The sequence below is a fragment of the Nonomuraea thailandensis genome (assembly GCF_024172165.1).
GTDB classification, from domain to species: Bacteria; Actinomycetota; Actinomycetes; order Streptosporangiales; family Streptosporangiaceae; genus Nonomuraea; species Nonomuraea thailandensis.
Genome location: NZ_JAMZEB010000002.1, coordinates 5,381,774 through 5,401,517 on the forward strand (window position 1 = coordinate 5,381,774; position 19,744 = coordinate 5,401,517).

Sequence of the window (19,744 nt, forward strand, 5' to 3'; positions counted from 1 at the left end):
GGATGCGGAAAGCCAACATCCCCAGCGGGTGGTGCGGCGTCCCCCGATCCCTCCGGCGTACGCCCCCCGCGGCCATGGAAAGGGAGCCCCCGTGCCCAGTGACGACCGCTGCGCGACCATGCCCGTGCACCACCAGCTCATCGCCACGTCCCCGCGCTACGCGGTGGCGCTGGCCGCCATCGAGAACGAGACGTTCGCCAGGAAGAACGCCAGGGCCGCGGCCAGGGAGGAGGTGGTGACGATCCCGGTCGTGGTCCACGTCGTCCACCACACGCCCGAGCAGAACATCGGCCAGGAGCAGATCGACAGCCAGCTCAAGGTGCTCAATGAGGACTTCAGGCGGGCCAACCCGGACGTGGACAAGGTGCCGGAGGTGTGGAGGGACCTCGTGGCCGACGCGCGACTGGAGTTCAAGCTGGCCGAGACCGACCCCGACGGCAACCCCACCTCCGGCGTCGTACGCAAGGAGACCTCCGTCGAGGGGTTCGAGCCGGATCACGGGGTCAAGTTGGGCGACCGGGGCGGGTCCGGCGCCTGGCCCGCCGACCGATACCTCAACGTGTGGGTGTGCGAGCTGCGGAGCGCGCTCGGGTACGCCACCTTCCCCGGCGGGCCCGCCGAGATCGACGGGGTCGTGATCCTGCACCGCGCGTTCGGGACGACCGGTACGGCCGAGGCTCCGTACGACGGCGGCCGCACCGCCACCCACGAGATCGGGCACTGGTTCAACCTCCGGCACATCTGGGGTGACGACGGCGACGGCTGCTCGGGCAGCGACTTCGTGGACGACACCCCCAACCAGGGCGGCCACAACCGCGGCACGCCCGCCTTTCCCAAGCTGAGCTGCGACAACGGGCCCAACGGCGACATGTTCATGAACTACATGGACTACGTGGAGGACGCGTCCATGTACATGTTCACGCAGGGTCAGTCGGAGCGGATGGACGCGGCGCTGGCCGGGCCGCGGTCGTCGTTCCTGTCGCCGCAGGTCAGGCAGAGCATGCGACTCGGCTCCCCGGCTTGACCGGCGGGGCCCGCCCGGCACACCGCTCCCCGGCTTGACCGGCGGGCCCTGCCCGGTGCGCCGCCCGGCGCTCCGTCACGCCCGGGCGCATGCCGCTGCGAACATCCCTGGCAGGTGGGCGGAGGGCGTGCCGCTGTGAGTGCCCGCGACAGGCGGGCCTTGGTCGCGTGCCGTTGTGAATGCTCGCGCCGGGCGCGGCGCGTTAGGCTCGGCTGGTGCTGCCAGAAGCGTCCCGCCGAGCCGGTCCCCGGCCGGGTCCCAAGCCGAGGCTCAGCCGGGAGAAGATCGTCAAGGCGGCCGTCGAGCTCGGCGTCGAGCACGTCTCCATCGGCTCGGTCGCCGCCGCGCTCGGCGCCGCCCCAGCAAGCCTCTACCGCTACGTCGACAGCCTCGACGACCTGGTGGCCGCCGCCGTCGAGACGGTGTTCGCCGCGACGCCGCTGCCCTCGCCGGAGCGGGGGTGGCGGGCGTACCTGGAGGAGGAGGCGGCCACCCGGCTGCAGCTGCTCACCCGCTACGCCGGGCTGGTGCCGGAGAGCTCGGCGGGCCTGGCAGGGGTGGCCGGTCGCCGCTTCGAGCTGCTCGTCGAGGGCCTGGTGGGGCTCGGGTTCCCGGTGGAGGAGGCCGTGCTGGCGGTGGACGCGGTGGTAGACCTGATGCACGACGGCGCCGCGCAGCTGGCCCGGTTGCGCGACCCCGACGACCCGTCACGGCCCTCCCCGTCGATGGCCGTGACGCTGCGGCACTACTCCCCTGGCGTGCGGGCCGCGGTCGAGCGGATCATCGACGCGCCAGGGGAGCACCTGGCGCGCAAGCTCGGCCTCGTGCTCGACGGCCTCGCGGCCCGCCGCACGGCCGCCAAGGCCGCCACACCCCCGCCGTCGTAACGGTCCGATGGTCGTAGCGTGCTCGCAGTCGTAACGGCCCCACAGTCGTAGCGGCCGCGCGGCCCGCGTACTCCAGCAGGGCGGTTCTCGGTAGGCCGTCGCTACGGCGCGCGGCGTAGCGGAGCGAGGGCCGAGCGGCGGATGCCCCGATCCGGCCGCCGCGCGACAGTGGATCGTATGGATGGAGGAGGTCTGAGCATCGCGTTACTCGGGCCGCTGGAGGTGCGGCGGGGCGGGGCGCAGGTCCGGCTCACCACCAGCAGGCTGCGGACGCTGCTGGCCGTGCTGGCGGTGTTCGCGGGCGACGCGGTGAGCGTGGAGCGGCTGGCGCTGGCCCTGTGGGGGGAGGAGCTGCCGGCCAACACGCGGCGCAGCGTCCAGACGTACGTCACCCGCCTGCGCCGGGCGATCGGCCCGGCGGCGATCCGCACGGCCCCGGACGGTTACCTGCTGGACGTCGATCCCGGTCAGGTGGACGTGCTGCGCTTCCGCGCGCTGGTGGCCGAGGCGGGCAGGTCGCGCGGTACGGCGGCGGAGCCGGCGCTGGTCAAGGAGGCGAGCCGCCTGTGGCGCGGCCAGCCGTTCGAGGACGTCGACTCCGACTGGCTGCGCGCGACCGTCTCGCCGTCGCTGCAGGAGCTGCACCTGAGCACCGTGGAGCGGCGGGTCGACCTGGGGCTGGCGGCGGGCCGCCACGGCGAGCTGGTCGCGGAGCTGCTCGGCCTGGCCGCCGGGCATCCGCTGCGGGAGTCGCTGTGGGGTCGCCTGCTCGTGGTGCTGGGGGCGTGCGGGCGGCAGGCCGAGGCGCTGGCCCTGTACGAACGGCTGCGCCGCCGCCTGGCCGACGAGCTGGGCACCGACCCCTCGGCCGAGCTGCGCCGCATCCACGCCTCCCTGCTGCGGCCCGGCCCGCCGCCGGACGTGGCGACGTTCCCGGGCGTGGCGATGTTCTCGGGCGTCGTGGAGCCGTGCGCGGGGGCGTGCGACATCTCGGGCAAGGTCGAGGGGGTGTGCGTGATGCCGGGCAAGGGCGAAGGGCTGTGCGTGATCTCGGGCAGAGGCGAGGGGGACCGCAGGTTCCTGGCGTTCGTGTGGAGCGCGGTGTAACCGAGGGCACAGGCAGGGCGGCGGGCGCCGTCCAGGATGGGTGACCGGATTCCCCTCACACAACGGAAGGTGATGTCGTGCGTCTGCTCGCAGGGTTGACGATGACCGCCGTGCTCGCCGCCGGGCTGCTGGCCGCACCGCCCGCCGTGGCCGCCGAGGCCGTGAAGTTCGCCGCGGACTCGGGCGACACGTGCCGCCGCGGCGTGGCGGAGGGCACGCTCGAACGGTACGACGGGCCGGTCATCCGCCCCGTCGTCAACGTGGAAGGCTTACTGTCCGACGAGGCGCTGCCGACGATCTGCTTCCCCGACGACCTGCACTCCACGGTCACGATCAGCGGCTACCGGGGCGCCGATCTCGTGGACTCCGAGACGTACAAGGCGGACGACGAGCAGGTCAAGTTCGCCTTCCAGCTGAGCAACGGGCTGCTGAGCATCGACCGGGCGGTCGTGCAGGTGTGCCGGCACAGCAACTCGCCCATGGGGATCAGCTACTGCGGCAAGGCCCAGGAGTACAAGATCCCCTAAGGAACACGGGATCAGGGTGACGGCGTCACGATGAGCGCGCCGGGCCGCCCTTCCGGGAACACCCAGACGTGCCGCCCCGCGGCGATCATCAGCGCGGGCGGCGCGTCCAGCCCCAGCCTGATCACGCGGAGCGGGGCGCCGGCGGCCGGGGCGAGCACGAACAGCTCACTGCCGGCGCCCACCAGCACCCCGTTCGCGCACACCAGGAACGGCACGGGCCCTTCAGGCGCCCGCACCCGCCGCCCCGGCTCGCCCGACCACGCCGAGACCCGCAGCAGCCCGCCGGTCACGCTGATCCACAACGACCCGGCGCACACGGTCATCGCGCCGCGCTCGCGCCGCCCGAGCTCGACCTCCTTGGGGCCGCCGCGCAGCACGTCGTCGCGCGTGGACGTCCACCACAGCCGCTCGCCCTCCACGGCGCACGCGTCCAGCCCAGGTAACTCCAGGGGCTCACCCAGCCGGCCCGGCTCGACCAGCCGGCGCGCCACGCCGCCGCCGACGGCCCAGATCGCCCCGCCGCCCGCGACCACCCGGCCCTCGAAACGGGCGCCCGCGATCGGCGCTCCCGACGGGTCGAGCCAGTGCACGAGCCCGGGCGAGGCGCCCGCGAGCGTGCCGTCCGGCAGCGGGTCGGGCGCGGACGGCCCCATGAACGCCCTGGGCACCAGCACGGTCTCCGCCAGCGTGCCCGGCACCGCGCCCGTGGCGGTCACCGTGCCGGGCACCGCCGCCAGCGAGCGCAGCTCCGTCGCCGTCCCGCCGCCCTCCAGGGGCCGGCCTGCCGGCGTGTACACGCGTACCCCGTCACCCGCGGCGCACCAGACGGTCGACCCGTCGGACGCCGCCGCGTGGACGGGGCGCGGCAGCTCGATCCTGGTGACCGCGACATCCATGCGCTGAGACTAGACCGCCGCGGCACGAGCAGGACAGTCGTGATCGAATCTCCCTCTCAGGCACGGAGTAGCCCGTGACGGGGTATACCGCGCGGCAAGTGCGCCATCCGGTCGTCGGCCCAGGTCACCCCGGCTGCGATCATTGTGATTATGCGTGTTGTGGTGATCGGGAGCGGCATCGTGGGGGCCGGCGCGGCGTACCACCTGAGCCGCCGGGGCGCAGCGGTGACCGTGGTGGACGCCGGCTGCCAGGGCGGGGCGACGCGGGCGGGCGCGGGCATCGTGTGCCCGTGGGTGGACCACCCGGAGGACGACGACTGGTACCACCTGACCCGCGAGGGCGCCCGCGCCTACCCGGCGCTGGTGGAGGAGCTGGGCGAGGACATCGGGTACGCCAAGGTGGGCGCCCTGCTGGTGGCCGAGGACCCGGTGGACCTGGAGCCGGTGCGCGCGCTGCTGCGCCGCCGCCACGCCGCCGCGCCCGAGATGGGCGACGTGGTGGACGTGGACACGCCGACGGAGCTGTTCCCGCCGCTGTCGGACGGCCTGAGCGCGCTGCTCGTGCCGGGCGCGGCCCGGGTGGACGGCTGCTCGGTGCGCGACGCGCTGCTGCGGGCCGCCGTGGCGAGGGGCGCCGAGGTGCGTACGGGCGTCGCCACGCTCACCCCGGACGGCCGGGTGCTGCTGCACCGGGCCGACGACACCGGGGAGGGCACCCGGTGGAGCCCCGCGGCCGCCGGCGCGCCCGCGGACGAGGGCGAGCACACGTCGTGGCGGCAGGCCGCACCGCTGAGCGCGGCCCCGGCCCCCGTGACGCCCGCGAGCCCGGAGGCGCTGCGCCTGACGGATGAGGGCGTCCCGGTCGAGGCCGACGCGGTGATCGTGGCCGCCGGCGCGTGGACCGGCGAGGTGTGCCGGCCGCTGGGGGTGGAGCTGCCGGTCTTCCCCCGGCGCGGGCAGATCCTGCACGCCACCATGGAGGGCGTGGACACCGCGTGGTGGCCGATCATCCTGCCCAGGACCGGGCCGTACCTGCTGGGGTTCCCCGACTCCCGGGTGGTGGTCGGGGCGACGGTCGAGGACGTGGGGTTCTCGCCGCGGGTCACGATGGGCGGCCTGGACGAGGTGATCGAGGCGGGGCTGCGGGTGGCGCCCGGGCTGTTCAGCGCGACGGTCACGGAGACCAGGGTCGGCCTGCGGCCCGTGTACGCACCCGGGCGGGCGCTGATCGGGCCGCTGACCGACCGGGTCGTGGTGGCGACGGGGCTGAGCGCGTACGGGCTGACGGCGGGGCCGTTCACCGGCGGGATCGCCGCGGCGCTCGCGCTCGGCGAGGCGCCGCCGCTCGACATCACGCCGTACGCGCCCCCTCGAATCGGACTATAGGCACCCCGGCCCCTCAAGCGGGACAAGCGGCAACGTAGCATCGGATACCTCCCCACCGTGACGATGTGGGGAGGCCGCCTTGCGCTTGCCGGCACTGCTCCTGCTGCTGCTCGTGGCGGCCGCCGGGTGCGCGGCCCAGCCGCCGGCGCCGCCCCCGCCCCCTCCCCCGCCGAGGACCGTGCCACCGCCCAGGCCCATCGCGCCCGCGCCCGCCCCCGCGCCCGAGAAGGTGCGGGTCCCGCACTCGGCCTCCGGCCGCTACGCGGTCGTCCGGGGCGGCGCGCCCGCCAGACGGGGCCGCGGGCAGGTGATGCGCTACCTCGTCGAGGTGGAACGCGGCCTGCCGTTCGATCCTGCGCAGTTCGCCGCCGAGGTGCACCGCACGCTCAACGACGTACGCGGCTGGGGCCGCTTCCAGCGGGTGGACCACGGCCCAGTGCGGGTGCGGGTCGCGCTGTCGAGCCCGCGCCTGACCATCCGCCAGTGCCTGCCGCTGCGCACGGGCGGCGAGCTGTCCTGCTGGAACGGCCGCCGCTCGGTCATCAACGCGCTGCGCTGGGCCGAGGGCGTCCCGCAGTACGGCGGCGACCTGGCCGCCTACCGCCGCTACCTGATCAGCCACGAGGTCGGCCACGGCCTGGGCCAGCACCACCGGCGCTGCCCCGGCCCGGGGCGGCCGGCCCCGGTCATGGCGCAGCAGTCGAAGTCGCTGGGCCGCTGCCGCCCCAACCCGTGGCCCTTCCCCCACCGCGGCCCCGACGAGCGGTAGCGGGCTCTCAGGCCAGGCCCTGCCCGGTGCCGACCCCGCGCAGCAGCGTGTCGATCAGGCGTGCCGCCAGGGCGTCGGGCTCGCCGTCGCGGCTCTGGGCCGCCTCGTGGCACAGCGCGTAGTAGACCCGCCTGGCCCAGAGCGGGTCCACGTCGGCACGCAGCACGCCCGCCTCCCTGGCCCTGCCGAACAGCCGCTCGCAGCGGGCGTCGACCTCGGCGTGCACCCTGGCCACCTCCGGGTCGTCGGACAACATGCGGCTCATCGCGAAGCCCCAGTCGATCTTCACCCGCAGCACGTTGACGGTGGCCTGGTAGAGGGCGACGAGCGGCGGGGCGGTCTCGGGGTGGGCGGCGTCGATGGCCTCGGCGAAGCGCTGGTTCGCCCACGCCGCCATCGCGTCCACCAGCGCCTCGCGCGAGGCGAAGCGCCGGTGCACGGTGGTCCGCGCCACCCCGGCCGCCTCGGCGATCTGCTCCATGCTGGCCGCCGGATTTCTGCTGAGCACGCGCTCGGCGGCCTCCAGGATCGTGCGCACCGTGCGCTCGGCGTCGGACCGCAGGGCTCGCGTCGTCTCACTCACACCGGACAGGTTACGGCATCGTCCTTATTAGCCTCGAACTTGCGTCATAGGTGTTGCAAGTTCTAGATTGACCGCGTCACAACTGATGCGACTAACGGAGAGCACTCGAGCATGGACATGCGACTGACCGGCAAGACCGCTGTGGTGACCGGCGCGAGCAGGGGCATCGGCCTCGCCATCGTGCGGGCGCTGACGGCCGAGGGCGTGCGCGTCGCGGCCGCCGCCCGTACGACGTCTCCCGCGCTGGAGGAGACCGGCGCCGTCATCCTGACGGCCGACCTGTCCACCCCCGAGGGGCCCGCCGAGGTGATCGGCCGGGCGGCGGCCGAGCTGGGCGGGATCGACCTGCTGGTCAACAACGTGGGCGGCGGCGACGCGGACGCCACCCTGGTCGGCGGGTTCCTGACCGTGAGCGACGAGGCATGGCACCAGGTCCACGAGCTGAACCTGCTCAGCGCCGTGCGCGCCGCCCGCGCCGCCATGCCGGACCTGCTACGCCGTCACGGCACGGTGATCAACATCTCCTCCAACAGCGCCCGGCTGCCGAGCATGGGGCCGATCGCGTACGCCACGGCCAAGGCCGCGCTGACCGCCTTCGGCAAGGCCCTGGCGGAGGAGTTCGGCCCGCAGGGCGTGCGGGTCAACACGGTCTCCCCCGGAGCCGTGCTCACCTCGATGTGGCAGGCCCCCGACGGGTACGGCGCCGCGCTGGCCCAGGCCCACGGCGTGGACCACGAACACTTCCTGGCGGGGCTGCCGTCGAACGCCGGGATGACGACCGGTAGGTTCGTCGAACCGGACGAGGTCGCCGCTCTGGTGACATGGCTGGCATCGCCGCACGCGGGAAGCGTCAGCGGCGCCGACTACGTCATCGACGGCGGAACGATCAAGACCGTCTGACCTATCGCGATATATCGTAGATTCGGGGAACACCGGGGAGTCCCGTCCGGTTGGACCGGGACAGACGAAGATCCAGGGGAGAGTGGGCGATGGCAGGGATGCGGACGGCACGGCGGATCCTGGTGGGCGGCGCGGCCCTGGCCGCGGCCGGGTGGGCGCTGCGTCAGGTGCCCGCCGAGCTGGGCGTGCGGCCGCTGGCGTCGGGGCCCGACCGGGCGGCGCGGATACGGCGCTCGCCGCAGTTCAGGGACGGCTCGTTCGTGAACACGATGCCCGAGCAGACCACGCTCGTGACCGCGCCGCCGGTCGGGCTGCTCGGCGAGCTGGCCAAGGACAGGGAGCAGCGTCACCCCACCGGCCTGATCCCGCTGCGCGTCCCGCCCACCGGCCCGCCGCCCGCCGACGGGGTGCGCGCCATCTGGTACGGCCACGCCTCCACGCTCGTGGAGATCGAGGGCAGGCGCGTGCTGTTCGACCCGGTGTGGAGCAGGCGCCCCTCCCCCTCCCAGCTCGTCGGCCCGAAGCGGCACCACCCCGTGCCCGTGGAGCTGGGCGAGCTGCCCCAGGTGGACGCGATCGCGATCTCGCACGACCACTACGACCACCTCGACCTGGCCACGGTGCGCTCGCTGACCCGCACGCAGAAGGCGCCGTTCCTGGTGCCGCTGGGCATCGGGGCGCACCTGGAGCGGTGGGGCGTGCCCGCGTACCGGATCATCGAGCTGGACTGGGACGAGGAGGCCCTGGTCGCCGGCCTGCGCTTCGTCGCGACCGCCGCCCGCCACTTCTCCGGCCGGTCGCTGACCCGCAACGACACCCTGTGGGGCTCGTGGGTCGTCGCCGGGCAGGCCAGGCGGGTCTTCTACGCGGGCGACTCCGGGTATTTCGAGGGATACCGCGGCATCGGGGCGGCGCACGGGCCCTTCGACCTGACGCTGATGCCGATCGGCGCCTACAGCCCGGCCTGGCCGGACATCCACATGAACCCGGAAGAGGCCGTCAACGCCCACCTCGACCTGGGCGGCAAGCTGCTGCTGCCGGTGCACTGGGCCACGTTCACGCTGGCGCTGCACCCGTGGGCGGAGCCGGTGGAGCGGCTGTGGCGGGAGGCCAAGGCCCGCGACGTGAAGATCGCCGTGCCGCGGCCCGGGGAGGCGGTGGACGCCTCGGCCGCCCCGGCCGTGGAAGGCTGGTGGGAGATGCTGCACTGACCGCCCCGGGACGTACAGTTCTTGCCGTGAGCAACCTGGAGCTTGACCCGCGGGAGATCCGCTGCGGCGCCGACGAGGGCGCCGGCCGCGAAGTGCTGGAGGGGCGCGAGGTGCCGCTGGGCGGGCCGCGCGCGATGGCCGTGAGCAGGACGCTGCCGGGCGTGCACCGGCGCATGATCGGCGCCTGGTGCTTCGTGGACGCCTACGGGCCGCAGCGGGCCGCCATGCGGGTGCCGCCGCATCCGCACACCGGGCTGCAGACGGTGAGCTGGCTGGTCGCGGGCGAGGTGCTGCACCGCGACAGCCTGGGCACGCTGCAGGAGGTCCGCCCCGGTCAGCTCAACCTGATGACGGCCGGACGGGGCATCTCCCACTCGGAGGAGTCGCCCGAGACGGTGCTGCACGGGGTGCAGCTCTGGGTGGCGCTCCCGGAGGGGTCGCGGCACGTGGAGCCTGGCTTCGAGCACCATCCCGCGCTGCCGGTGCTGTCCGGGCCCGGCTACGCGGCGACCGTGGTGATGGGGGCGCTCGGCGGGGTGACCTCGCCCGCCACCGCCCACACCCCGCTCGTGGGGGCCGAGGTCGCGGTGGACGGCGACTGCGAGGTGCCGGTGGACCTGGCGTTCGAGCACGGGCTGCTGCTGCTCGACGGCGAGGTCGCGCAGGTCGGGCGGGGGCCGCTGGTGTACCTGCCGCCGGGGCGCTCCGGGGTGCGGCTGTCGGGGCGCGGGCGGGTGCTGCTGATCGGCGGGGAGCCGTTCGGCGAGGAGATCGTCATGTGGTGGAACTTCGTCGGGCGCTCCCACGACGAGATCGCCGCCCATCGCAAGGAGTGGATGGAGGGCGAGGGGTTCGGCGCCGTCGAGGGCTTCGACGGCGCGCCGCTGCCCGCGCCCGTCCTGCCCGGCACGCGCCTCAAGCCGCGCGGCCGGGTCCGTTGACCGGGCATCGTGGTCAGGTGAGCCGCTGGGCCTTGCTCAGCAGCCGCTGCGCCACCACCACCAGAGCCAGGAACACCCCGCTGACCACCTGCTGGAACGCCGAGGTCAGGCTGCCCACCTGGTTGATCAGGCTCTGGATGACGCCGAGCAGCAGCACCCCGGCCACCGATCCGGAGATGCCGCCGGCCCCGCCGGTCAGCAGGGTGCCGCCGATCACGACGGCGGCGATCGCGTCGAGCTCCAGCCCGATGCCGAGGATGGTCACGCCGGAGGAGAGCCGGGCGGCGTTGAGCGCGCCCGCCAGGCCCGCCAGCAGGCCCGACATGACGTACACGAGCACCTTGGTGCGTGCGACGGGCACGCCCATCAGGGCCGCGGCCTGCTCGTTGCCGCCGATGGCGTAGACGTTCTGGCCGAAGCCGGTGCGCTGCAGGAGGACCATCGCGAGCAGGGCCAGGACGATGGTGATGTGGACGGGGTAGGTCAGGCCGAGGAGTTCGCCCTGGCCTAGAGCGGCGAATCCCTGATCTTTCACGAGATGGGTGGTGGCGCCTTCGTCCGAGATGGCGAGCATGAGGCCACGGACGCCCAGGAGTCCCGCCAGGGTGACGATGAACGGCGCCATGCCCGTCCGCGCGATCACCAGGCCCTGGAGCAGGCCGACGACACCGCAGACCGCCAGGGGCAGCAGGAGAGCCACCGCCATGCCGTACCGGGAGCCGTAGGCCGCCAGCACCCCGCCGAGCACGAACAGCGACCCCACGGACAGGTCGATGCCGCCACTGATGATCACGAACGTCATCCCGATCGCGATGATCGCCAGGAACGACGAGGACACGACCACGCTGGCGGCGTTCGCCGGGGTGGCGAAGGAGTCGAAGGCCAGGCTGCCCACGATCACCAGCAGCCCCAGCACCATGACGGCGCCGTGCTGCTGGAGCAGCCGGCTGGTCTGCTCGCGGTTCATCGTGTCCCCCGCTTCCTGGTGGCGTAGACGGCGGCCAGGATGATGACCGCCTGGACCATCTGGGTCCACGACTGCGGGAGGTTGTGCTTGATCAGCGTGGCCGCGAGGAGTTGCATGAGCAGCGCGCCCATGACGGTGCTGAGCACCCTGATCCGGCCGCCCGTCAGCGGGGTGCCGCCGACCACCACGGCGGTGATCGCCGACAGCTCGATGAACAGGCCGAGCGAGGTCGGGTCGCTGGCCTGGAGGCGAGCCGTGGCCAGCACCCCGGCCAGGGCGGCGAGCAGGCCGGAGATCACGTACACGGTCAGCAGCACCCGCTTCACGGGCAGCCCTGACAGCTCGCTGGCCGAGCGGTTGCCGCCGATGGCGACCACCTGCCGCCCGAACGTGGTGCGCCGCACCACGAACAGCACGATCACGGTCAGCGCCGCCGCGATGAGCACGATGACCGGGACGCCCGCGACCGAGCTGCTGCCCAGCGCGATCAGGCCGGGGTTGCGGAACTCGACGAGTTGCGGCACCAGCACATTGGCCAGGCCGCGCACGCCGACCAGCAGGGCCAGGGTGGCCACGATGGGCTGCACCCCGACGTACGCCACCAGCGCCCCGCCCGCGGCCCCGGCGACCGCGCCGCCGATCACGGCCACGACGAGCGCGGGCAGCCAGCCGTAGCCGAGGTAGAGCACGGTCAGCGCGGCGGCCAGGGCCATCACCGAGCCGACCGACAGGTCGATGCCCTGCGTGCCGATCACCAGCGCCATGCCCAGGGAGACGATCACGATGGGCGTCACCTGGACGAGCTGGGTGCGGAAGTTGGCTGCGTCCAGGAAGTGCGGGGTGAACAGCACGTTGAACAGCAGCAGCGCCAGCACGGCCGCGTACACGCCGTAGTCCTGCACCCAGGCGTACACCTGGGGTTTGAGGACGGCGACGCGCCCGCCGCCCTGGCGGGAGGTGAGCTCAGCCATCCGCCTGCTCCGCTATCGTCGCCATGATCCTCTCCTCGGTCACCTCGTCGCCCGACAGCTCGCCCACGACCGTGCCCTCGCGCAGCACGAGGATCCTGTCGGCGCCCTCGACCAGCTCCTCCAGGTCGGAGGAGATCAGCAGCACGCCCAGCCCCTCCTCGGCCAGCTCGTCGATCAGCGCCTGCACCTCCGCCTTGGCGCCGACGTCGATGCCGCGGGTGGGCTCGTCCAGCAGCAGCACCTTGGGCCGCACGGCCAGCCAGCGGGCCAGCAGCACCTTCTGCTGGTTGCCGCCGGACAGCTCGGAGACGAGCTGGTGCGGCGAGGCGGCCTTGATCCTCAGCCTCCGCATGAAGATCTCGACCACCTTGTCGATCTTCGCCTCGGACACCACGCCGGCCCTGCCGAGGGCGGGGAGGGCGGCCAGGGCGATGTTCTCGCGGACGGACAGGGTGGGGATGATGCCCTCCGCCTTGCGGTCCTCGGGCAGCAGGCTGACGCCGGCCCTGATCGCCGCCGCCGTGGAGCCCGCGCGCAGCGGCGCGCCGGCCACGAGCACCTGGCCGCCGTCCAGCGGCAGCGCGCCGACGATGGCCTTGGCGGTCTCGGTGCGTCCGGCGCCCAGCAGGCCGCCCAGGCCGACGACCTCGCCCGGCCTGACGCTCACGTCCACGCCGTCGAGCACGTGCCGCCTGGTGAGGCCGCGGGCCTCGACGACCGGAGCCCGCCCGTCCGCGGCCGGGCCGTTCGTGGCCGGGCCGTTCGTGGCCGGGCCGCCGCCGGTGTCCGCCCCCTCGCGAGCGTCCGCCATCGGCTCGCCGCTCGTGTCCGCCCGCTCGCGAGCGTCCGGCACCGGCTCACCGCCCGCGTGACGGTCGCGGGAGAAGCTGGTCAGCCCCCGGGAGCGGACCTCGTTCAGGTCGCGGCCGAGCATGAGCGAGATGAGCCGGATCCGCTCCAGCTCCGCCAGCCGCCCGGTGTGCGCCAGGCGGCCGTCGCGCAGCACCGTCACCTGGTCGCACACCTGGTAGAGCTCGTCGAGGCGGTGGCTGACGTACATGACGGCGATGCCGCTGTCGCGCAGCCTCCTGATCACCCCGAACAGCGTCTCGACCTCGCGCGGCTCCAGCGACGAGGTGGGCTCGTCCATGATGACCACCCGGGCGTCCACGGACACGGCCCGCGCCAGGGCGACCATCTGCTGCGCGCCGACGCCGAGCGTGCGCAGCGGTCGGCGCACGTCGGTCTCGACGCCGTAGCCGGACAGCACGCGCTCGGCCTCGCCGTACATGGCGGCGGCGTCGATCACCCCGAACCTGCCGCGCGGCTCGCGGCCGAGCAGCAGGTTGCGGGCCACCGACATCATGGGGACGAGGTTGACCTCCTGGTAGATCGTCTGGATGCCGGCGCGCTGCGCGTCCATGGGGGTGGCGAAGGCGGCCGGGGCGCCGCGGTGGCGCAGCTCGCCGCCGTCCGGCTGGTAGACGCCGGTGAAGACCTTGATCAGGGTGGACTTGCCCGCGCCGTTCTCGCCGACCAGCGCGTGCACCTCGCCCGGGCGCAGGGCGAGGGACACGTCGTCGAGGGCGAGCACGCCGGGGAAACGTTTGCTGATCCCCTTGGCCTCGAGTACCGCTTCCAACTCAGTACGCCTCACCGAGGGAGCTCTCGGCGTTCTCCGTGGTGTAGTCCCGGTCGGAGATGATCACCTTGTCGGGGATGGCCTCGCCGTCGAGGAACTTGCGGGCGGTCTCGAAGGCGAGGGGGCCGAAGCGCGGGTTCGACTCGATGACCGCGTGCAGCCAGCCGTCGGCGATGCCCTGGACGGCGCTGCGGGTGCCGTCGACCGACACGATCCTGATGTCGCCCGGCTCCTTGCCCGCACCCTTCAGGGCGGTGACCGCGCCCAGCGCCATCTCGTCGTTCTCGGCGTAGATGCCGTTGATGTCGGGGTTGGACTGGATGAGCTGCTCGGTGACCTGCTGGCCCTTCTCGCGGGCGAACTCGCCCGTCTGCTCGAACGAGATGGTGATGCCGGGCGCCTTCTCCTTGACGCGGTCCTTGAAGCCGTTCGTGCGCTCGGTGGTGACGTTGTTGCCGGGCGCCCCGAGCAGGATGGCCACCTTGCCCTGGCCGTTCAGGGCCTCGATCATGCGGTCGGCGGCGCGCTTGCCCTGCTCGTAGAAGTCCGAGCCGATGAACGTCAGGTAGTCGCTGCACGCCTTGGCGTTGATCTTGCGGTCGACCGTGATGATGGGGATCTTCTTGGCGGCGGCCTGCTGGAGCACCGGCTCCCAGCCGTCGGAGTTGAGCGGCGCGATGACCAGGAGCTGCACGCCCTGGGCGATGAGCTGCTGCACGTCGGTGATCTGCTTGGAGAACTGCGACTGGGCGTTGGTGACCTTGAGGTTCGTGATGCCCAGCTTGGCCGCCTCGTCCTTGATCGACTTGGTCTCGGCGATCCGGAACGGGTTGGCCTCCTTCTCCGACTGGGAGAAGCCGACCACGGCCGTCTTGAGGTCGAACTTCGTGCCGCCGAACTGCTGCAGCGTGCACGTCGGGCCGGCCGTGCCGGCCGGGCTCTGGACGACCTGCTGCCCGGCGGTGCCGGTGGCGGCGGGCGCGGCCTGCGGCTCCTCCGCCTTGGCACAGGCCGCCGCGGTGAGGAGAACGGCCAGCGCCAGGGCGGCCGTCCGGATGTGGGGGGTCATCGCGGTTCCTTTCCTATCAGGTGCCGCGCCCGGGACACGAGGCCCCGGGCGCGGCGGTGGATCAGCTGCAGGTGGGGTCGATCGCGCTCGTCAGCGCCTTGTGGGCGTCGTGGACACGCTTGACGTCGGGCTTGGTGATCGCCCTGTCGTACGTCATGAGGCCGTTGATCTCGGTCTCGACGTCGGTCGTCTGGGTGTAGATGGCGGCGCTGAGCTGCTCGCAGGCGTGCAGCTTCTCCAGCTCCTCGGCCATGTTCACGTAGCGGGTGGTGAGGGCCTCCGGGTCCGGCTCGACCGCGTAGCCCCATCCGCCGCCTGACCAGGTGTGGCCGACGACGGGCAGGGCCAGGCCGCCGTACTCGCCGATCACGTTCGCCCTGCTGCCGGACGGCTTGCCGGGGTTGCCGGGGCCGGGGTAGATGTGGAAGTCCTTGACGTCGCCGTTGCCGCCGTCCACGGCGCCGCAGCAGTTGATCCCGCTCATGTTGTTGACCAGGCGCGAGGGGTCCCAGCTCTTGACCAGGTTGGCGACGCGCGCCTGGTCGTACTGGCCCCAGCCCTCGTTGAAGGGCACCCACATGATGACCGAGGGGCTGCTGCGGTGCTGGTCGACCATTTCCTTCAGCTCGGCCTCGTACTGCGGCCTGTCGGTGGTCCTGAACGCGGCCGGCATGTCCTGCCACACGAGCAGGCCGAGCTTGTCGGCGTGGTGGTACCAGCGGTCGGACTCCACCTTGACGTGCTTGCGCACCGCGTTGAAGCCGAGGGCCTTGGTCTGCTCCAGGTCGTGGCGCAGCGCCTCGTCGGTGGGCGGGGTGTAGATGCCGTCGGGCCAGAATCCCTGGTCGAGGGGGCCGATCTGGAAGACGGGCCGCCCGTTGAGCAGCATGCGCCAGCCGGCGACGGAGATCTCGCGCATCCCGAAGTACGAGTCCACCTTGTCGTTCTTGAGCCTGACCTCCAGGTCGTACAGGTGGGGGTCGTCGGGCGACCAGAGCCTGGGGTTCGGGACGGGCAGGCGCAGCTCCTTGCCGGTCTCTCCGCGGACGGTGCCGACGACCTTGTGGCCGTCCCTGGCGATCACGGTGGCGGTGCCGGGCGAGCCGTGGACGGTCACGTACAGGGCCTGGCCGCGCAGGTCGGGCTCGGTGTCCACGCGCTCGACGTGGTCCTTGGCGACCGGCTCGATCCAGACGGTCTGCCAGATGCCGGACACGGAGGTGTACCAGATGCCGCCCGGGTTGAGCCGCTGCTTGCCGATGGCCTGGGCGCCGTTGTCGGTCGGGTCGAACACGCCGACCACCAGCTCCTGCGGGCCGGAGCCCTTGAGCGCGCCGGTGACGTCCACGCTGATCCGGTCGTAGCCGCCCTTGTGCGTGGCGACCTGCCTGCCGTTGACGTGGACGGTGGCGTCCCAGTCCACGGCGTCGAGGTGCAGCATCAGCCGCTCGCCGCGCCAGCCGCGCGGCACCTCGAACGTCCTGCGGTACCACATGCGCTCCTCGTGCCGGCCGATGCCGGACAGCTGCGACTCCACCGGGTACGGCACGACGATCTTCTCGGCCAGGTCCTTGCCGATGGGCGCGGCCTCGCCCTCCCTGGCCGGCGCGAACTGCCAGACGCCGTTGAGACTGCGCCAGCGCTCGCGGGCGAGCTGCGGCCTGGGGTACTCGGGCAGCGGGTTGTTCCTGTCCACCTGGTCGGCCCACTTGGTCCTGAGCACGTAGGCGGAGGCGTTGACCACGTGCGCGAACGGGTAGGCGGCCAGCGGCGTGCCGTCGGCGTAGGTGATGCCGCCCGCGCCGTCGTAGGAGGTGCGCACGGTGCTGCCCGCCTTCGACGGGACCTGGGCACCCAGCTTGAGCTCCACCGTCTCGGGGCTCTTCAGCGTCGCCGAGGTGACCGGCCAGGCGGCGGCGCCGACCGTGACGGCCAGCTTCTGCGCGGCGTTGGCGGGCAGCGCGGCGAGCGGCTTGGCGTAGGTCAGCGTGGCGACGTCGCCGGCGGCGTTCAGCCTGGCGTCGTACGGCCCGTCGGGCTGGAAGTCGGCCGGCACCGTGAGCGCGTCCATGGGCACGACGGCCTTCGGCTGGCTGGGGCTCTGCCAGCGCAGGCGCAGGTGGGCGCCGCCGAAGTGCTCGAAGTACTCGACCTTGATGTCGTACTTCCTGTTCGCCTCCAGGGCGATGGGGGTGCCGACCTGCTCCTTGTCCCAGTCGTCCACCCAGTGGTCGATGACCGGCCGCCCGTCGATCCACAGGCGGAAGCCGTTGTCACCGATCATGGAGAAGGTGTAGGTCTCGGAGTGTCTGGGCGTGATCTGTCCCGTCCATCGGACGGTGACGTCGTCCTCCCTGCCGGTCAGCAGCTTGAACGTGGGGTTCAGGTCGGCCAGCTCCAGGTTGGGATCGATGATGCTGGCCTTCAGCTCGGCGAAGTCGAACTTCCCCGCCGCCGAGGCGAGGTAGTAGTCGCCGCGCAGCCCGTTCCGCTCGGGAAGGGCCGCCGAGGCTGGGGTCGGCATCTGCCATAACACGGACATCAGTACGGCCAGCAGCAACGCGAGGCGCTTACGCACGGGGGGTCCTTTCGCAACGCAGCCGATCAGGTTCGGACAGCTTTTGACCCTGACAGGCTCCAAAGTAAGCACCGGCGGACCGAGGTGGTCAAGATTTTCGATCAGATTCGTTCTTGTTCGGTCAAAGCCGAACCGGACCGCTGTGCGCGCCACACTGCCGTCGTCACCCGCGTCCGCGGCGGGCGCAGATCCCCTCTGCGGAGATTAGTTCCATTGCCGTAATCGCCTATTGCCAGCACCGCTCGCGCTTCCTTAGGTTTCGGTCATGACCCTAATCAAGCGCTTAGCGGCGTGCGGCCTGGCCGTCGCCCTCGCCCTGCTCGGCGGCGCAACCCCGGCGAACGCGGGAGCACCGCGGGTGGAGGATCTCGGCGTCCCCCTGCAGGACGTCCTGCTGATCGGCGGCGTGGTGGCACCCGGTCCCGGCGGCCGGACCGTGCTGTGGGGCGCGTCCTCGGGCGCCCCCGCCCACCTCAACGCCGTCGATCCCGTGACCGGGGCCGAGGTCGCCAGGTACGACCTGCCGGGCGCCGGCGGCTCCTGGGCCGTGGACGCCGCCCAGGACGGCAGCGTGTACGTCGGCACGTACGGCGACGGCCGCCTCTACCGCTGGACCGAGCAAGGCGGCGTCCAGGACCTCGGCCGGCCCCTGGCCTCGGAGAACTTCATCTGGACGGTGGCCGCCGGGGAAGGCGCCACCGTCTACGGCGGCACCTTCCCCGGGGGCCGCCTGTTCGCCTACGACCCCGCGACGGGCGTACGCGACTACGGCCGGATCTCGCCCGCCCACTCCTACATCCGCAGCGTCTCCTACGCCGGCGGCAAGATCTACGCCGGCACCGAGGCCCCCGCCGCCGTCTTCGAGATCGACGCCGCCACGGGCGCGACCAGGCAGCTCCCGACCCCCGAGGGCCTGGACCCGGCGGACAAGTGGGCCTACGACGTGAACGCCGCGGGCGGCTACCTCCATGTCCGCTACGGCAGCGCGAACCCCGGCCCGCTGCGCGTCTGGGACATCGCCGCCGGCCGGTGGACCGGCGCGCTGGAGTCCGCCCACGGCCTGGACGTCTCGCCACCGGACGCCGACGGCGCCGTCCACCTCGTCAGAGGCGGCGAGCTGGTCCGCTACGACCCCCGGACCGGGGCCGTCACGGGCACCGGGATGCCGTTCACCGGCCGGGTGGCCAACACGCGCGGCATCGGCTGGGCCGAGCTGGGCCTGCCCGACTACCCGGGCAGGAGCGTCGTCGGCCTGCTCTGGCGCGGCCTGATGTTCCGCTACAACCCGCAGACCGGCGCGAAGTCGTTCGTGCAGACGGCGGTCCAGGGCGAGCCCATCGACGTGACCGCGCTCGCGCAGGGCCCCGACGGCCGCGTCTACGCCGGTGGCTTCCTCAACGGCGGCTTCGCCGCCGTGAACCCGCAGACGGGGCAGCGGGAGGAGTTCCACACCTTCTCCCAGAGCGAGGACATGGTCGCCCACGACGGCAAGCTCTACGTCGGCGCCTATCCGGACGCCCGGGTCTACGCCTACGACCCCGCGCTGCCGTGGAACAGCACCGAGTACTCGCCCAGCCCCGAGCCGGGCCAGGCGCCGAACCCGGCCAGGCTGTTCGACCTGGCCGCCGACAAGCAGATCAGGCCGCGGGCGCTGGTCTCGGCGGGCCGCTACCTGGCCGCGGGCACCATGCCCGACCTCGGCCACCTCGGCGGCGTCCTGGCCGTCTGGGACCCGCGTACCGGGGCGCTCAAACACGCGCGGCGCAACGTCGTGCAGGACCAGAGCATCGTCTCCCTCGCCTACCGCGACGGCGTGCTGTACGGCGGCACGTCCGTCCACGGCGGCCAGTCGCTCCCGGTGCCGACGCAGCCGGAGGCCAAGCTGTTCGCGTGGTCGGTGAAGGAGGACCGGCTGCTGTGGGAGATCGTCCCTGCTCCGGGCAAGCCCGCCATCCCGGCGCTGACATTCGACGGCCGGGGGCGGCTGTGGGGAATCGCCGGCGGTGAGGTGTTCGCGGTGAGCACGGCCGCCAGGAAGGTCGTCGAGCGGGTCACCCTGTCGGGCAGCCGGAGCTCCGGCGGGCAGCTCGCCTACAACCGGCGCGACGGCAGGCTGTACGGCGCGCACGCGGGTCAGGACGTCTTCTCCCTCGACCCGCGGACCGGGCGGCACACCGTGCTGCGGCAGGGGACCGTGCACCACCTCACCGTGCACCGGTCAGGCGACGTCTACTTCGCCGAGGGGTCCCGGCTGTTCCGCGTGACCCGCTAGCCCGCGCCCCGTGC

At 72.9% G+C, this 19,744-nt stretch carries 17 protein-coding genes; 10 read left to right on the forward strand and 7 right to left on the reverse strand.

The genetic code is table 11. From position 1 onward, the window contains the following. The first annotated feature begins 91 nt into the window (after positions 1-91). The 4 genes from HD597_RS28360 to HD597_RS28375 all read left to right on the forward strand — a co-directional run bounded on the left by HD597_RS28360 (position 92) and on the right by HD597_RS28375 (position 3,545). Positions 92-1,024, forward strand: coding sequence for a zinc metalloprotease (locus tag HD597_RS28360; protein ID WP_253745902.1), 933 nt, complete (start codon positions 92-94; stop codon positions 1,022-1,024). A 215-nt stretch (positions 1,025-1,239) separates the two neighbouring features. Further along, positions 1,240-1,911: a TetR/AcrR family transcriptional regulator gene (locus tag HD597_RS28365; RefSeq protein ID WP_253745903.1), complete on the forward strand. Its 672-nt coding sequence runs from the start codon at positions 1,240-1,242 to the stop codon at positions 1,909-1,911. A gap of 177 nt (positions 1,912-2,088) precedes the next feature. Next, on the forward strand, positions 2,089-3,018 hold the full coding sequence (locus tag HD597_RS28370) for an AfsR/SARP family transcriptional regulator (RefSeq protein ID WP_253745904.1): 930 nt from the start codon (positions 2,089-2,091) through the stop codon (positions 3,016-3,018). 77 nt (positions 3,019-3,095) lie between these two features. Continuing rightward, entirely contained in the window at positions 3,096-3,545 is a 450-nt protein-coding gene (locus HD597_RS28375; protein ID WP_253745905.1) for a hypothetical protein, read from the forward strand. Positions 3,546-3,556: 11 nt separating this feature from the next. Here the strand turns inward: HD597_RS28375 and HD597_RS28380 are convergent, their stop codons facing one another. Then, positions 3,557-4,441 (reverse strand): hypothetical protein, encoded by an 885-nt coding sequence (locus tag HD597_RS28380; RefSeq protein ID WP_253745906.1) that lies wholly within the window; start codon positions 4,439-4,441, stop codon positions 3,557-3,559. Between the two features lie 150 nt (positions 4,442-4,591). Here HD597_RS28380 and HD597_RS28385 point away from each other — a divergent pair, with 150 nt between their 5' ends. Beyond that, a complete protein-coding gene (locus tag HD597_RS28385) occupies positions 4,592-5,827 on the forward strand; it encodes an NAD(P)/FAD-dependent oxidoreductase (protein WP_253745907.1) in 1,236 nt (411 codons plus the stop codon). A gap of 79 nt (positions 5,828-5,906) precedes the next feature. Further along, positions 5,907-6,596, forward strand: a complete 690-nt coding sequence (locus HD597_RS28390; protein ID WP_253745908.1) for a DUF3152 domain-containing protein — start codon at positions 5,907-5,909, stop codon at positions 6,594-6,596. Positions 6,597-6,603: 7 nt separating this feature from the next. Here the strand turns inward: HD597_RS28390 and HD597_RS28395 are convergent, their stop codons facing one another. After that, entirely contained in the window at positions 6,604-7,179 is a 576-nt protein-coding gene (locus HD597_RS28395) for a TetR/AcrR family transcriptional regulator (protein ID WP_253745909.1), read from the reverse strand. Positions 7,180-7,290: 111 nt separating this feature from the next. Here HD597_RS28395 and HD597_RS28400 point away from each other — a divergent pair, with 111 nt between their 5' ends. The 3 genes from HD597_RS28400 to HD597_RS28410 all read left to right on the forward strand — a co-directional run bounded on the left by HD597_RS28400 (position 7,291) and on the right by HD597_RS28410 (position 10,231). Continuing rightward, the gene (locus HD597_RS28400; RefSeq protein ID WP_253745910.1) at positions 7,291-8,079 is read left to right on the forward strand and encodes an oxidoreductase; all 789 of its coding nucleotides are present in this window, start codon (positions 7,291-7,293) and stop codon (positions 8,077-8,079) included. An 89-nt stretch (positions 8,080-8,168) separates the two neighbouring features. After that, on the forward strand, positions 8,169-9,290 hold the full coding sequence (locus tag HD597_RS28405; RefSeq protein ID WP_253745911.1) for an MBL fold metallo-hydrolase: 1,122 nt from the start codon (positions 8,169-8,171) through the stop codon (positions 9,288-9,290). A gap of 26 nt (positions 9,291-9,316) precedes the next feature. After that, positions 9,317-10,231 (forward strand): pirin family protein, encoded by a 915-nt coding sequence (locus HD597_RS28410; protein ID WP_253745912.1) that lies wholly within the window; start codon positions 9,317-9,319, stop codon positions 10,229-10,231. Positions 10,232-10,244: 13 nt separating this feature from the next. On the opposite strand, the gene HD597_RS28415 is transcribed toward HD597_RS28410, so the two are convergent. The 5 genes from HD597_RS28415 to HD597_RS28435 form a co-directional block, all read right to left on the reverse strand. Next, complete coding sequence (locus tag HD597_RS28415; RefSeq protein WP_253745913.1) at positions 10,245-11,198, reverse strand: ABC transporter permease; 954 nt, start codon at positions 11,196-11,198, stop codon at positions 10,245-10,247. Continuing rightward, on the reverse strand, positions 11,195-12,169 hold the full coding sequence (locus tag HD597_RS28420) for an ABC transporter permease (RefSeq protein ID WP_253745914.1): 975 nt from the start codon (positions 12,167-12,169) through the stop codon (positions 11,195-11,197). The genes HD597_RS28415 and HD597_RS28420 overlap by 4 nt, the downstream gene beginning before the upstream one ends. Continuing rightward, positions 12,162-13,811 (reverse strand): sugar ABC transporter ATP-binding protein, encoded by a 1,650-nt coding sequence (locus HD597_RS28425; RefSeq protein WP_253745915.1) that lies wholly within the window; start codon positions 13,809-13,811, stop codon positions 12,162-12,164. The genes HD597_RS28420 and HD597_RS28425 overlap by 8 nt, the downstream gene beginning before the upstream one ends. Position 13,812: 1 nt before the next feature. Then, positions 13,813-14,880 carry an ABC transporter substrate-binding protein gene (locus tag HD597_RS28430; RefSeq protein WP_253745916.1) on the reverse strand — a complete coding sequence of 356 codons (1,068 nt, stop codon included), beginning with the start codon at positions 14,878-14,880 and terminating at the stop codon, positions 13,813-13,815. 61 nt (positions 14,881-14,941) lie between these two features. Further along, positions 14,942-17,458: a PA14 domain-containing protein gene (locus HD597_RS28435; protein ID WP_253745917.1), complete on the reverse strand. Its 2,517-nt coding sequence runs from the start codon at positions 17,456-17,458 to the stop codon at positions 14,942-14,944. A 265-nt stretch (positions 17,459-17,723) separates the two neighbouring features. On the opposite strand from HD597_RS28435, the gene HD597_RS28440 reads away from it, so the two are divergent. Continuing rightward, positions 17,724-19,730, forward strand: a complete 2,007-nt coding sequence (locus HD597_RS28440; RefSeq protein ID WP_253745918.1) for an outer membrane protein assembly factor BamB family protein — start codon at positions 17,724-17,726, stop codon at positions 19,728-19,730. The last annotated feature ends 14 nt before the right edge of the window (positions 19,731-19,744 follow it).

What these genes read in the sequence shown, in the direction of transcription:
- HD597_RS28370 (WP_253745904.1), top strand. Translation starts at nt 2,089, where the DNA reads ATGGATGGAGGAGGTCTGAGCATCGCGTTACTCGGGCCGCTGGAGGTG.
- HD597_RS28380 (WP_253745906.1), bottom strand. Translation starts at nt 4,441, where the DNA reads ATGGATGTCGCGGTCACCAGGATCGAGCTGCCGCGCCCCGTCCACGCG.
- HD597_RS28385 (WP_253745907.1), top strand. Translation starts at nt 4,592, where the DNA reads ATGCGTGTTGTGGTGATCGGGAGCGGCATCGTGGGGGCCGGCGCGGCG.
- HD597_RS28400 (WP_253745910.1), top strand. Translation starts at nt 7,291, where the DNA reads ATGGACATGCGACTGACCGGCAAGACCGCTGTGGTGACCGGCGCGAGC.
- HD597_RS28405 (WP_253745911.1), top strand. Translation starts at nt 8,169, where the DNA reads ATGGCAGGGATGCGGACGGCACGGCGGATCCTGGTGGGCGGCGCGGCC.
- HD597_RS28415 (WP_253745913.1), bottom strand. Translation starts at nt 11,198, where the DNA reads ATGAACCGCGAGCAGACCAGCCGGCTGCTCCAGCAGCACGGCGCCGTC.
- HD597_RS28420 (WP_253745914.1), bottom strand. Translation starts at nt 12,169, where the DNA reads ATGGCTGAGCTCACCTCCCGCCAGGGCGGCGGGCGCGTCGCCGTCCTC.
- HD597_RS28430 (WP_253745916.1), bottom strand. Translation starts at nt 14,880, where the DNA reads ATGACCCCCCACATCCGGACGGCCGCCCTGGCGCTGGCCGTTCTCCTC.
- HD597_RS28440 (WP_253745918.1), top strand. Translation starts at nt 17,724, where the DNA reads ATGACCCTAATCAAGCGCTTAGCGGCGTGCGGCCTGGCCGTCGCCCTC.